The sequence below is a fragment of the Parasphingorhabdus marina DSM 22363 genome (assembly GCF_900128895.1).
Lineage (GTDB): Bacteria > Pseudomonadota > Alphaproteobacteria > Sphingomonadales > Sphingomonadaceae > Parasphingorhabdus > Parasphingorhabdus marina.
Genome location: NZ_FSQW01000002.1, coordinates 991,600 through 1,003,667 on the forward strand (window position 1 = coordinate 991,600; position 12,068 = coordinate 1,003,667).

10 protein-coding genes are annotated in these 12,068 nt (G+C 56.6%); 4 read left to right on the plus strand and 6 right to left on the minus strand.

Going from position 1 to position 12,068, the window contains the following annotated elements:
* Positions 1 to 9: 9 nt before the first annotated feature.
* Positions 10 to 1,374: a DNA repair protein RadA gene (radA, locus tag BUQ90_RS14490; protein ID WP_074205844.1), complete on the minus strand. Its 1,365-nt coding sequence runs from the start codon at positions 1,372 to 1,374 to the stop codon at positions 10 to 12.
* A 91-nt stretch (positions 1,375 to 1,465) separates the two neighbouring features.
* Here radA and BUQ90_RS14495 point away from each other — a divergent pair, with 91 nt between their 5' ends.
* The gene (locus BUQ90_RS14495) at positions 1,466 to 3,823 is read left to right on the plus strand and encodes a patatin-like protein (protein ID WP_074205845.1); all 2,358 of its coding nucleotides are present in this window, start codon (positions 1,466 to 1,468) and stop codon (positions 3,821 to 3,823) included.
* Positions 3,824 to 3,846: 23 nt separating this feature from the next.
* Here the strand turns inward: BUQ90_RS14495 and BUQ90_RS14500 are convergent, their stop codons facing one another.
* The 3 genes from BUQ90_RS14500 to BUQ90_RS14510 form a co-directional block, all read right to left on the minus strand.
* Complete coding sequence (locus tag BUQ90_RS14500) at positions 3,847 to 4,794, minus strand: MBL fold metallo-hydrolase (protein ID WP_239447442.1); 948 nt, start codon at positions 4,792 to 4,794, stop codon at positions 3,847 to 3,849.
* Between the two features lie 40 nt (positions 4,795 to 4,834).
* Positions 4,835 to 5,443: a DUF6445 family protein gene (locus tag BUQ90_RS14505; protein ID WP_239447443.1), complete on the minus strand. Its 609-nt coding sequence runs from the start codon at positions 5,441 to 5,443 to the stop codon at positions 4,835 to 4,837.
* A gap of 178 nt (positions 5,444 to 5,621) precedes the next feature.
* On the minus strand, positions 5,622 to 6,260 hold the full coding sequence (locus BUQ90_RS14510; protein WP_074205846.1) for a glutathione S-transferase family protein: 639 nt from the start codon (positions 6,258 to 6,260) through the stop codon (positions 5,622 to 5,624).
* A 261-nt stretch (positions 6,261 to 6,521) separates the two neighbouring features.
* Here BUQ90_RS14510 and BUQ90_RS14515 point away from each other — a divergent pair, with 261 nt between their 5' ends.
* The 3 genes from BUQ90_RS14515 (at position 6,522) to BUQ90_RS14525 (ending at position 8,658) form a co-directional block, all read left to right on the plus strand.
* Positions 6,522 to 7,124 carry a 1-acyl-sn-glycerol-3-phosphate acyltransferase gene (locus tag BUQ90_RS14515; RefSeq protein WP_084192717.1) on the plus strand — a complete coding sequence of 201 codons (603 nt, stop codon included), beginning with the start codon at positions 6,522 to 6,524 and terminating at the stop codon, positions 7,122 to 7,124.
* Between the two features lie 108 nt (positions 7,125 to 7,232).
* Complete coding sequence (locus BUQ90_RS14520) at positions 7,233 to 7,799, plus strand: TetR/AcrR family transcriptional regulator (protein WP_074205848.1); 567 nt, start codon at positions 7,233 to 7,235, stop codon at positions 7,797 to 7,799.
* Positions 7,789 to 8,658 (plus strand): sterol desaturase family protein, encoded by an 870-nt coding sequence (locus tag BUQ90_RS14525; RefSeq protein ID WP_074205849.1) that lies wholly within the window; start codon positions 7,789 to 7,791, stop codon positions 8,656 to 8,658. Before BUQ90_RS14520 ends, BUQ90_RS14525 begins: the two co-directional genes overlap by 11 nt.
* A 32-nt stretch (positions 8,659 to 8,690) precedes the next feature.
* On the opposite strand, the gene dnaJ is transcribed toward BUQ90_RS14525, so the two are convergent.
* A complete protein-coding gene (gene dnaJ / locus BUQ90_RS14530; RefSeq protein WP_074205850.1) occupies positions 8,691 to 9,839 on the minus strand; it encodes a molecular chaperone DnaJ in 1,149 nt (382 codons plus the stop codon).
* 106 nt (positions 9,840 to 9,945) lie between these two features.
* Entirely contained in the window at positions 9,946 to 11,892 is a 1,947-nt protein-coding gene (gene dnaK, locus BUQ90_RS14535; RefSeq protein ID WP_074205851.1) for a molecular chaperone DnaK, read from the minus strand.
* Positions 11,893 to 12,068: the final 176 nt, after the last annotated feature.

Consider the following 12,068-nt stretch of genomic DNA (forward strand, 5'->3'; position numbering starts at 1 on the left):
GCTGTCTAGCTAGTCGCGGCCAAGCATATGGTCAACGAGATTGGCGAGCTTCGCAAAATGCAGCTGTTTCGGGCCTTTTGCCCCCTTCTCTCCCGAGGCGGGAATCAATGCTCGGTCGAAACCCAGTTTGGCGGCTTCTTTCAGCCGCAACGGCGTGTTGGCGACAGGGCGAATTTCCCCGGACAGGGAAATTTCCCCGAAAATCACGGCATCGCTGGGCATCGGTCGTTCGGCATGGGCGGATATCAGTGCGGCGGCCACAGCGAGATCCGCAGCCGGATCCGTCAGGCGATAGCCGCCGGCAATGTTGAGATAGACTTCGGCACCGGAAAAACTCAGCCCGCAGCGCGCTTCAAGAACGGCCAGAATCATCGCCAGTCGTGAACTGTCCCAGCCCACCACGGAACGGCGCGGCGTGGCCCCGCTGGCCAGACGGACGGTCAAAGCCTGAATTTCAACAAGCACTGGTCTGGTGCCTTCCAGAGCCGGAAACACAGTTGCCCCCGTCACTTCTTCGCTACGGTCCGTCAGGAACAGAGCCGAAGGATTTTGCACCTCGGTCAGGCCCTTCTCTTCCATCGCAAAAACGCCGATTTCATCCGTCCCGCCAAAGCGGTTCTTGATCGACCGCAGGATCCGGTACTGGTGGCTGCGCTCCCCTTCAAAACTCATGACGGTATCGACCATATGTTCGAGGACCCTCGGACCCGCGATATTGCCATCTTTGGTGACATGTCCCACCAGCATCAGCATCGTGCCATGCTCCTTGGCGAACTTGATCAGCTCCTGTGCTGATGCACGAACCTGACTGACAGTTCCGGGTGCGCCTTCGATGAGATCGCTGTGCATGGTTTGAATGGAGTCAATGACGACAAAATCAGGCGCATCGGTTCGCAGGGTCGTGAGAATATCGCGAACCGAAGTCGCCGATGCCAGCTGGACCGGGGACTTCCCCAGTCCGAGCCGCCGCGCGCGCAAACGCACCTGATCGGCCGCTTCCTCTCCCGAAATATAGGCCACCGACAGACCCAGATCCGCGAGACGAGCGGAAACCTGCAGCAGGAGGGTCGATTTACCGATTCCGGGATCCCCGCCCATGAGCGTCGCGGAACCCGCAACCAGGCCGCCGCCGACCGCCCGGTCAAATTCCGCAATGCCGGTTTGCTTGCGGTCAGGCAGGGCAATATCGCTGTCCAGTCCGACAAGCCGCACCGCGCGCCCGCCTGTCTGCAAATTATGCTTGGCGGCAAATACGGTTTCTCCCGCTTCTTCGGTGAGCGTGTTCCATTCTCCGCAATCGGGACATTGCCCCTGCCACCGATGGGAAATCGACCCGCAATCCTGACAGACATATTTCTTTTTCGCCTTGGCCATGGCTTTCACTTACCAGAACAAACAAGGAACGCCAGAATTTTCTGACCAATCCCACTTGCACCGCCCTGCCCTTGCTGTAGGCACGTGATTCATGCGTCAAAAAGAATTGCGACTGGCCCTGATATGCTATGGCGGCGTAAGCCTCGCCATCTACATGCACGGGATCACCAAGGAAATCTGGAAGCTTGCCCAGGCCAGCCGGGATTTTCATGATGGCACACGCAATGACCAGTGCAGTCGCGGCATCTATTTCGACATGTTTGAATGGATGGAACAGGAAACCGGCATCCGGCTGAGGGTTCTCCCCGATATTATTGCCGGCGCCAGTGCCGGCGGGATAAACGGGATCTTCCTCTCGCAGGCCATCATTTCCGGTCAGTCGCTGGAACCGCTCACCGACATGTGGCTCGATACGGCAGATGTTGATCGCCTGCTCGACCCCGATGCCCGTCCGCTGTCCCGCTTTTCCAAATTCTGGGCAGAACCGATTGCCTGGCTGGCCCTCGGTCGCAAAGGTGGTGCGGTCGAACAGACTGTTTCCAAGGAAGCCCGCGAAGAAGTCAAGATGAAGCTGTCCCGTTTCGTCCGCGCCCGGTGGTTCGCTCCACCCTTTGGCGGGAAAGTCTTCTCGACGCTCATCTTCGATGCACTGGAGGCCATGACCAAAAGCGAAGCAGGTCCGCGCCTGCTGCCCCCGGAACAACCGCTGGATTTGTTCGTGACCGTCACCGATTTCGTCGGCCATCCGGAAAAATTGCAACTCAACAGTCCGCCGGAAGCGCTGGAAATGGAGCACCGGATCACCATCGGTTTTTCCACTCGCGGACAAAAAAGCAGGAATGTTGCCGACCCCGCCGAGCTGGTGTTCTCCGGCCGCGCCACCGCCAGTTTTCCGGGGGCCTTCCCGCCTTTTACCGTGGCGGAACTGGACGAGGTGCTGAAAGACAAGGGCTATGTCTGGTCCGGTCGCAAGAATTTCCTTCGGCGCGTGCTTCCCAATCAGAGCCGCACCGGTACCGCCGAAGATACCATCCTGATCGACGGGTCCGTGCTGGCGAACGCGCCTTTTGCACAGGCCATTGAGGCCTTGAAAAACCGCCCGGCCAAACGTGAAATCGACCGGCGCTTTGTCTATATCGATCCGCGTCCCGATCTTGATGTCGCCAAGAGCGACAAGGCGATGCAGCGGTTGCAGGCCGCCCAGGACGAAGAGAATGAAAGTCTGCCCGGTTTCTTCTCCACGATATTCGGAGCGATATCCAATATTCCCCGCGAGCAACCGATCCGGGACAATCTCGATGATATCGCACGGCGATCAAACCGGATCATCCAGATGCGACTGATCACCGACAATCTGCGTGGCGAGGTCGAGCAAATCGTCGAGGGCCTGTTTGGGCGCACGCTGTTTCTGGACCGGCCAACAGCCAGCCGCCTCGCGACATGGCGACGCAAATCCCGCGACAAGGCGGCGAAGCTCTCCGGCTTTTCCTATAGCGCCTATGGGCACCTGAAGCTGACCACCATTGTCGAGGAAATCGTGCAAACTGTCCGCCGGGCCAGAAATGAACCGCTGGCACAGAACCAGCAGGCTCTGCGGGATATCCTGTGGAGCGAGCTCCACAAACGCGGTCTGGAAAATGTCGGCAAGAAAGCCGGAGCGGGTCCGTCAAAATCGGCCATTGATTTCTTTCGCGAACAGGATCTGGGCTACCGGATTCGGCGTCTGCGGTTCCTTGCCCGACGCCTGGCCGAGGATCTGGATGACTGTGCACCGGAAGATTACGTCGCGATCGAGAAGATGCACGATGTGATCTACGACTGCCTCGCCATCTACATCGAGCGCGAAACGGTGGACTATCTCGGCGAGGATTTTGCGGCGCTGGCGGCTCAGGCAGATACCATGCCTGCAGCCATGCTCGACGGGCTGGCCAGCGCACGGGATCTGACCTCTGCGGATGCCACGGTCGACCAGAGACTGGCCGAGGCCCTGATCGGCCTGCCGAAAAAGGAAAAGCGTTCCATGCTTCTGGCGTTCCTGGGCTTCCCATTCTACGACATCGCCACCCTGCCCCTGCTCCAGGGCGAAGGACTGGATGAATTTGATCCGATCAAGGTCGACCGGATTTCACCGGAAGATGCGAAAGCCATTCGCAAGGGAGGTGTCGCAGCGACATTAAAAGGCATAGAATTCAATAACTTCGGTGCGTTTTTTAGCCGAAGCTATCGCGAGAATGACTATCTCTGGGGCCGATTGCACGGGGCGGAACGGATGATTGATATCATGTTGTCGACCGTGCCGGAAGGCAAGCGGCCCGATGCGCAAATGACCCTGGAATTCAAAAAGACGATCTTTCGCAAGATTGTCGATGAGGAAGAAAAACGGCTGACCACCATTGGTCCGCTATTCACTTCCCTCCGCAAGGAAATCGCCCGCGCCATCCCGGTCTGATTCCTCCAGGAGCTCCGGACAAGCTAGTCGTGATGACTCTCGTCATGCGGCGGCAATTCCAGACTTTTGAAAACCGCTTCCACAAACGCGTCGCCCTTGATGAACGCCTTGGGATTGGTGTCCCATTTGGCCGCGGGTTTCATCGCCTGGATCTCTTCCAGGCTCTTGCCCTCGGCCATGGCAGATTCCACCGCGCCAATCACCGTCTTCACCATGTCGCGATATTCCGCGAGATCGGCCTTGGTCGCCATCGGCCCGTGACCCGGGATGACCTTGGTATTTTCATCGCCCATCTTGAGCGCCTTTTCAGCCGCAGCAAGCACCCCGCGGGCATTGCCACCGCTATTCAAATCGATAAAAGGCAAGGTGACCTTGTTGAAATACAGATCCCCCATGTGCAGCACATTGGCTTTCTTCCAGAAGATGATGCTGTCGCCATCGGTATGGGCATGGCGCATGTGCTTCACATGCACTTCATCGCCATTGAGATGGAGCTTGAGACCGTCATGATAGGTCACCACCGGTAGCGCTTCTTTCGGAGACGCAGGATCATTGCCCCGACCGGTCTTCTGAATCCCCAGCATGCGTTCCCGGACATGATCATGTGCCATGATCAGCGCACCAGCCTTGCCAAAATTCTCGTTGCCGCCCGTGTGATCGCCATGCCAGTGCGTGTTGATCAGATATTTGACCGGATCCGCCCCAAGCGCCGCAACCGCCGCCTGGATTTTGGGTGTCAGTGGCGCGAACTGGTCGTCAATAAGCACGGTGCCATCCGGTCCGTAAGACACGCCGATATTGCCGCCCGCACCGAACATCACCGCCACGCCATCTGCCAGTTGTTCGGTCTTGATCTCGACGCCGGCAAACCGGTCTGTCTCCTGGGCATTGCTCTGGGCGCAGCCGGACAATGCCAGCGGGGTTGCAGCCAAAAGAGCGGCGGCGAGCGTGCGGGAACGGATCATATTCATCGACAGTCTCCTGAAAAGTCTGCAACCACCTAACAGACAATCATCCTTTTGCAAAAAACATCAGCTGTACCAGCCGACCCTCCTCGGGCGTTTTCCCGAAAGCCTTGCCGCTATTGTGGAACAGCCACGGGCTGAACAGGATCAGCCGGTTGAACCGCATGGGCACGGTCATCACCCTGGTCCATTGCGCCGATCGGTTGGTATCCTTGTTCACCACGTCTTCGATCAGATCATTGATATCCGTGTAGCCGGCTTTCTGGATGGCCGGCAGATCGGTGGGCACCCGTTCCAGCCCGGTGCGCTTGTGGCGGAAAAACTCCGTCCCGCCTTTGCAATCTTCGGGCAGGGAAAGATACAGGATCCCGGAATAGAAAGCCGGATCAATATGCACCCCGCTGCGCCCCTTGTCCCCTGAAAGCGTCACGCGGCAGTGCATGTGGCTGGTATTCTCTGCAGCCTTTACCGGCGCGTTGATCATCTTGCCGATACGTTCGTTGAGCCCCTCCACGACCAAAGGCTCGGTCGAAATATGCCCCGGATAATTGCCATGCTTGTTGTCCGGGTCATAATCGAGCTCCAGAGCCACTCTCCGGGCAGCCATCGGATCGGCGAGGAAATCATCAATCACAAGGAGCGAAGGCAGCATCATCTGGCCATCCCCAGGGTGACAAAGGTGACAGTGTGTAACCCTGCCAGGTCAGGCTGCATGCATATGATTTCAGCCGTTTTCTGGCCAGAGTACCAAGGTGACACATTGGCGAAATTTTCGATGTCCGGGCGCTTTGTCATCGCGCAGGAACATAAGCCAGACCGGCAAGGTAGGACAGTCATTTCTCCGCGGGCCATCGCGTCGCCACCAGGCTATCCCGTTTTCCGATGCGGTTGAGCCAGTGGCGAAGCGGCAGCAACTGGCCGATCAGATTATCCCCTTCCGGCGTCAGTTGCACCGGGCGGGTGACGCAATAGACAAAGATATCCGCCAGCGTGAAATCCGGACCAGCGAAATGTGGAGAATGTTCGATCCGTTCGCACACCACTCCCAGATGATGCGCGATTTCTGGCAGCGCGGCTTCAATAATGTCCGACCGCAGCGGCGTGTGGAGATGGTGATGCGCGAGATAGGGCATGATCAGGCCATGCTCGAAGACCGGAAACAGATAATTATTGGCAATCGCAATCCAGCGATCCATTTCCACACGGGTTTTCGCATCATCCGGCTGGAGCGCCCCGCCATGATGTGCATTGTCGATATATTGCGCAATCGCGACGCTTTCGAACAGGTTGAGCCCGTCAATCTCGACGGTCGGCACTTTCCCGAACGGATGGCGGCGCAAGTTTTCCGGTGATTGCGCAGGTGTCGCCGTTATCCCCCAGCTGACGCCCGCCTCCTCCGCCACCGTCTGCACGATACGGGTGTAGGTCGAAATGACGGTGCCGTGGATATGGAGATGCGGTTTTTTTCCCATTGCGCAGAATGGTATTCGACATTCCGATCGGACGCAATTGGATGCCCGCTACAGTCACAAAACCGGACATGAAAATTTCCCGCTATGGCCGTTCTCGCGCGATCCAGTTTCGCAATTTGCGCGTAGTGATATTGAGCGACATAATCGAGTTAAGCACGACATGTTTCATTTCCCAATAACTGACGCAATGTTGTTCACTGGCGCCGCCCCATTCGTCTCAACGCGTGATTTGACAAGATTTTTTGAAACCGGATTTTGAGAATGAAAGCAGACTATGACAATATACTTTCGGCATCAAGTCCACGTATGGGAAATCGATTCACGCGATGGCTGGGACGCTTTATATTGCGGTGTATCGGTTGGAAAATGGTCGGAAAGCTACCGTCGGAAAAAAAGCTGATCATCGTCGGCATGCCGCATACATCCAACTGGGATTTCATACTTGCCATGGCATGCATGCAATCCGTGGGACTCAAAGTTTCGTTCATGATGAAAAGAGAAGCCTTTCGCTGGCCGCTCGGCACCATCTTCAAATATTTAGGTGGAGTGCCGATTGACCGTTCGAGGCAAAGAAATGTGACATCTCAAATGGTGAACTGGTTTGATCGTAACGAAAATGTCTGGTTGGGGCTCACGCCGGAAGGAACGCGCAGCAAAGTGCGCGCATATAAAAAGGGGTACTTGCGGATCTCAAAGGCTGCGGGCGTACCGATCGCATTGATCGGAATCGACGCGCGGTCAAAAGAGGTCGTCCTGCATGAACAGATTTGGGAATATACAGGCACGAACAATGATGAAGACAATGCAGCCATAAAGAGCTTTGTGGATGCAAATTTCTTTGGAATTAACCCGAAAAATCAATAGCAAAGGTTTGAACATCGGCTGGCAGCCAAAGCGCCTGTATCCGTATTGGTCGCCAAAGCGGATTTGACAGATTTGACAATATAGTCCCATTTGAGACATATATGTCTCATGAAAAACATGATTCGCCCATCTGCCGAACAATCCGTCATTGCTGCGGGATTTGATCTGCTCAACGAAAACCCCAAGGCATCGCTGGCGGAAATTGCCAGCCATGCCGGGGTGGGCCGTGCCACTCTGCACCGCCATTTTTCCGGCCGTGAAGATCTGATCCGGGCGATGGCGTGGACCGCCATTCGTGAAATGGATCAGGCTGTGGAGGCCGCCTGTTCGGAGTCGCCTTCTTACTCCGATGCCATCCGCCAGATGCTGGGTGCGCTGATCCCGCTGGGTGATCGCTACCAGTTTCTTTTGCGCGAACCGGTCGAGGACCATGCCGATATCGCCGCAGAGTTCCAAAAACAGCAACATGAAATGCGCGAGTTGGTGGATGCGGCCAAGAATGAGGGGTTGTTTGATACGGCGGTACCCACCGACTGGATCACACGCAGTTTTGACAACATTTTATACGCGGCATGGGAGAGCGTGATGGCAGAGGAAACAACACCGTCGCAGGCCACGACCCTCGCCTGGCAAACACTTGTTCACGGACTGGGAGCAAATAAAAATGGACAATGATCCTATCATGAAACTGGCTTATTCACTGGAGGACGGCTTCTTCCTGATCGGGATCGCCATGCTCGCGATCGAGATGGCGAAATCCCTGTTTTCGGGGAGATTCAAGGGCCGAAAGCTACTGGACATCCTTGCCAGCATATCCACACAGATACCCTCGATTCTCGCCGAAACTTTCCTGCTGTCTTTCGTATATGCCGGGTTTGTTCTGCTCAGCGACAATTTCATCAGCTGGACATTGCCGGTCAATATCTGGACCATATTGGCGGTGCTCCTGGCGGCTGATTTTGTATATTACTGGGAACATCGTATAGCACATGAAGTCCGCCTTTTCTGGACCCAGCATGCGGTTCATCATTCATCCCGTGAAATGAATATCGCCGTCGCGATCCGGTTCGGGTCACTGGAGGGGGTCATTTCTGCCATCCTCCACTTGCCACTGATATTGATTGGATTCCCGGCAGAACTGGTCTTTTTCGGCATCATCGCGGTGCTCGCCTATCAGGTGTGGATTCATACCGAACTGATAGGCAAGCTGCCTGTTCTGGACAGTTTCCTCAACACGCCCGCCAACCATCGCGTCCACCATGGCTGCGACGACAAATATATCGACACCAATTATGGCGGCATCCTGATTGTCTGGGACCGACTATTCGGGACCTACCAGCGTGAAGAAGAAACACCAAACTATGGTCTGAAACGGGATTTCCAAAGCGTCAATCCACTGGTCGTATGGTTTTCCGAACTGCCGCAATTCTTCCGCGATATTGCCGGCGCCCGGTCATGGCGGGATGCGCTGATGTTCGTTTTTGGGCCGCCGGGATGGAAACCGAATGCAGAAAATCTCTCACAGCGCGATTGAAGCCATTGAAGAGATAGGGGACAACACCCGCTTTATTCCGTCAAATCTTCCCAGGCGTCTTTCAGGCGGGAGAAAAAGCCTTCCGATTGCGGGCTTTCGGCGCCGGTTTCGGTTTCCTGGAACTGCCGCAAAATCTGGCGTTGTTCCTTGCTCAGCCTGGTTGGTGTTTCCACGTCAATCTGGACCACCATGTCGCCATGGCCGCGGCCGCGCAGCACGGGCATGCCGGCGCCTCGCTGGCGGATCTGCTTGCCGCTCTGGATACCCGCAGGAATCCGGATGTCATGTTTGGTGCCATCGAGTCCCGGGATCGTGATTTCGCCGCCCAGTGCCGCGACCGAGAAGCTGATCGGGGCGCGGGTGAACAAGGTCGTACCGTCGCGTTCGAAAATCGGGTGCCGTTTCAGGTGGATGAAAATATAGAGATCACCAGGTGCCGCGCCGCGCGCGCCGGCCTCGCCCTTGCCGCTCAGCCGGATGCGGGTGCCGGTGTCGACGCCGGCCGGGATTTCGACTTCAAGTGTCTGCGGCTTGTCGACCCGCCCCTCGCCATAGCAGACATGGCAGGGACTCTCGATCACTTCGCCGCGACCCTGACAGGTCGCACAAGTGCGTTCAACAACGAAAAAGCCCTGTTGCGCGCGTACCTTGCCATGTCCGTGACAGGTGTGACAGGTCCTGGAACCGGTTCCGGGCTCTGATCCGGAGCCATCACATTCGTCGCAACCGACCGACACATCAATCTCGATTTCGGTTTGCTGTCCGTGGAATGCCTCTTCCAGCGTGATTTCCATGTCATAGCGGAGATCCGCGCCGCGCGCCGGACCGCGTTGCTGCTGGCCGCCAAACCCGCCGCCATTGCCGCCACCGAAAATGGTCTCGAAAATATCGCCAATGTCGTTGAACGCCGCACCGGCAAAACCACCGCCGCCGGCATTGTTTCCGCCGCCATTGGTGAAGGCAGCATGGCCATAACGATCATAGGCCGCACGTTTTTGCGGATCCTTGAGAACGTCATAGGCTTCGCTGATCGCCTTGAACTTCGCCTCGGCTTCGGCATCCCCGGGATTGCGGTCCGGGTGATATTGCATCGCCAGCTTGCGATAGGATGATTTCAGGGTCGCGCCGTCACATCCACGGTCGACCTGAAGCTGTTCATAATAGTCGATTTCGGTTGCCATTACACTGCTTCCCCCGAAGCCGGAAAACCGCTGCCCCCGCAAAGGTGGCACGGGTGGAAATCAGTGTTCCGCCCTGCCCGCCCTTGCGGGGGCAGCGTCCATTTCATTATTCTGCGGCCTTGGCTTTGTCTTCCGGCTCGGCATCGTCGGAGTCATTGACTTCCGAGAACTCGGCGTCGACGACATCGTCATCGGCTTTTGCCGCAGCATCGGCTGCCGCTGCATCCGCCGCGTCACCGCCAGCAGCCTGCTCGGCTTCATAGATCTTCTGACCCATTTGCATCGAGACCTGTGCCAGCGCTTCCGACTTGGTCTTCATCGCTTCCGGATCACCGCCTTCAATGGCTTCCTTCGTTTCCTTCAGCGCCGCCTCGATCTGGCCTTTCAGCTCGTCATCGATTTTGTCGCCATGTTCGGCCAGCTGCTTCTCGGTGGTGTGGACAAGGCTTTCGGCATTGTTCTTGGCTTCCGCCTCTTCGCGCCGCTTCTTGTCTTCCTCGGCAAATTTCTCGGCATCCTGAACCATCTGGTCGATGTCGTTATCGGTGAGACCACCAGAGGCCTGGATCTTGATCTGCTGTTCCTTGCCGGTGCCCTTGTCCTTGGCCGAGACGTTGACAATGCCGTTGGCATCAATGTCAAACGTCACGTCAATCTGCGGTACACCGCGCGGTGCCGGCGGAATGCCTACCAGATCAAACTGGCCGAGCATCTTGTTGTCCGCGGCCATTTCGCGTTCACCCTGGAAAACCCGGATGGTCACGGCCTGCTGATTGTCATCAGCGGTCGAGTAGACCTGCGATTTCTTGGTCGGAATGGTCGTGTTGCGGTCAATCATCCGCGTGAACACGCCGCCAAGGGTTTCGATACCCAGCGACAGCGGCGTCACGTCGAGCAACAGGACATCCTTGACGTCACCCTGCAGGACACCGGCCTGAATGGCGGCGCCCATGGCAACGACTTCGTCCGGGTTCACACCGACATGCGGCTCCTTGCCGAAAAACTCCTGCACGGTTTCGCGCACCTTCGGCATGCGGGTCATGCCGCCGACCATCACCACATCGTCAATTTCCGATGCGTTGATACCGGCGTCCTTGAGCGCCTTTTTGCAGGGGTCGAGCGTCCGCTTGACGAGATCGCCGACCAGCTTTTCCAGATCGCTGCGGCTGATCGATTTCACCAGATGCTTCGGTCCGTTCTGATCGGCCGTAATAAACGGCAGGTTGACTTCGGTGGTCTGTGCCGAGGACAGCTCAATCTTCGCCTTTTCGGCAGCTTCCTTGAGACGCTGCAGAGCCAGCTTGTCCTGGGTGAGGTCAATGCTTTCCTGCTTCTTGAAATCATCGGCGAGATATTCGACGAGTTTCGCGTCAAAATCTTCACCGCCGAGGAACGTGTCCCCATTGGTGGATTTCACTTCGAAAACACCGTCACCGATTTCCAGAATGGAGATATCGAAAGTCCCGCCACCGAGGTCATATACCGCGATGGTCTTGCCGTCATTTTTCTCCAGACCGTAAGCCAGGGCAGCCGCCGTCGGCTCATTGATGATGCGCAGAACTTCGAGGCCCGCAATCTTGCCGGCATCTTTCGTGGCCTGGCGCTGGGCGTCATTAAAATAGGCCGGAACCGTGATAACCGCTTGCTCGACCGTTTCACCAAGATAGCTTTCGGCGGTTTCTTTCATCTTCTGCAGCGTGAAGGCAGATATCTGAGCGGGAGAATAGTCTTCACCACCGGCCTTGACCCATGCGTCGCCATTGGAACCCTTGACGATTTCATAGGGAACGAGTTCCATGTCCTTTTTCGTCATCGGGTCATCAAAGCGGCGACCGATCAGGCGCTTGACCGCAAAGATCGTGCTTTCCGGATTGGTTACGGCCTGGCGCTTCGCCGGCTGGCCGATCAGGCGCTCGCCATCCTTGGTAAACGCCACAACGGACGGAGTTGTCCGGGCGCCTTCCGCATTTTCAATAACCTTCGGCTTGCCGCCGTCCATGACGGCTACACAACTATTCGTGGTGCCGAGATCAATACCGATAACTTTAGCCATAATTCCCTCAGTTCAATTTCCATATTAAGCAAAATAGCCGCCCGGCCCTTTTCGAGTGGCACCGTTACAGCTTCGCAATGGGATATAGGTGGCATTTTTCCCTGCACAAGACTTGGCAGCCAGACGGGAAGCCCCTACATTGGTAACAGTAGCGAAATGGCACAGAAATTCAGGAG

Excerpts from the sequence above, each read along its gene's own strand:
- radA (WP_074205844.1), bottom strand. The coding sequence starts at position 1,374 with ATGGCCAAGGCGAAAAAGAAATATGTCTGTCAGGATTGCGGGTCGATT.
- BUQ90_RS14495 (WP_074205845.1), top strand. The coding sequence starts at position 1,466 with ATGCGTCAAAAAGAATTGCGACTGGCCCTGATATGCTATGGCGGCGTA.
- BUQ90_RS14500 (WP_239447442.1), bottom strand. The coding sequence starts at position 4,794 with ATGAATATGATCCGTTCCCGCACGCTCGCCGCCGCTCTTTTGGCTGCA.
- BUQ90_RS14505 (WP_239447443.1), bottom strand. The coding sequence starts at position 5,443 with ATGATGCTGCCTTCGCTCCTTGTGATTGATGATTTCCTCGCCGATCCG.
- BUQ90_RS14510 (WP_074205846.1), bottom strand. The coding sequence starts at position 6,260 with ATGGGAAAAAAACCGCATCTCCATATCCACGGCACCGTCATTTCGACC.
- BUQ90_RS14515 (WP_084192717.1), top strand. The coding sequence starts at position 6,522 with ATGAAAGCAGACTATGACAATATACTTTCGGCATCAAGTCCACGTATG.
- BUQ90_RS14520 (WP_074205848.1), top strand. The coding sequence starts at position 7,233 with ATGAAAAACATGATTCGCCCATCTGCCGAACAATCCGTCATTGCTGCG.
- BUQ90_RS14525 (WP_074205849.1), top strand. The coding sequence starts at position 7,789 with ATGGACAATGATCCTATCATGAAACTGGCTTATTCACTGGAGGACGGC.
- dnaJ (WP_074205850.1), bottom strand. The coding sequence starts at position 9,839 with ATGGCAACCGAAATCGACTATTATGAACAGCTTCAGGTCGACCGTGGA.
- dnaK (WP_074205851.1), bottom strand. The coding sequence starts at position 11,892 with ATGGCTAAAGTTATCGGTATTGATCTCGGCACCACGAATAGTTGTGTA.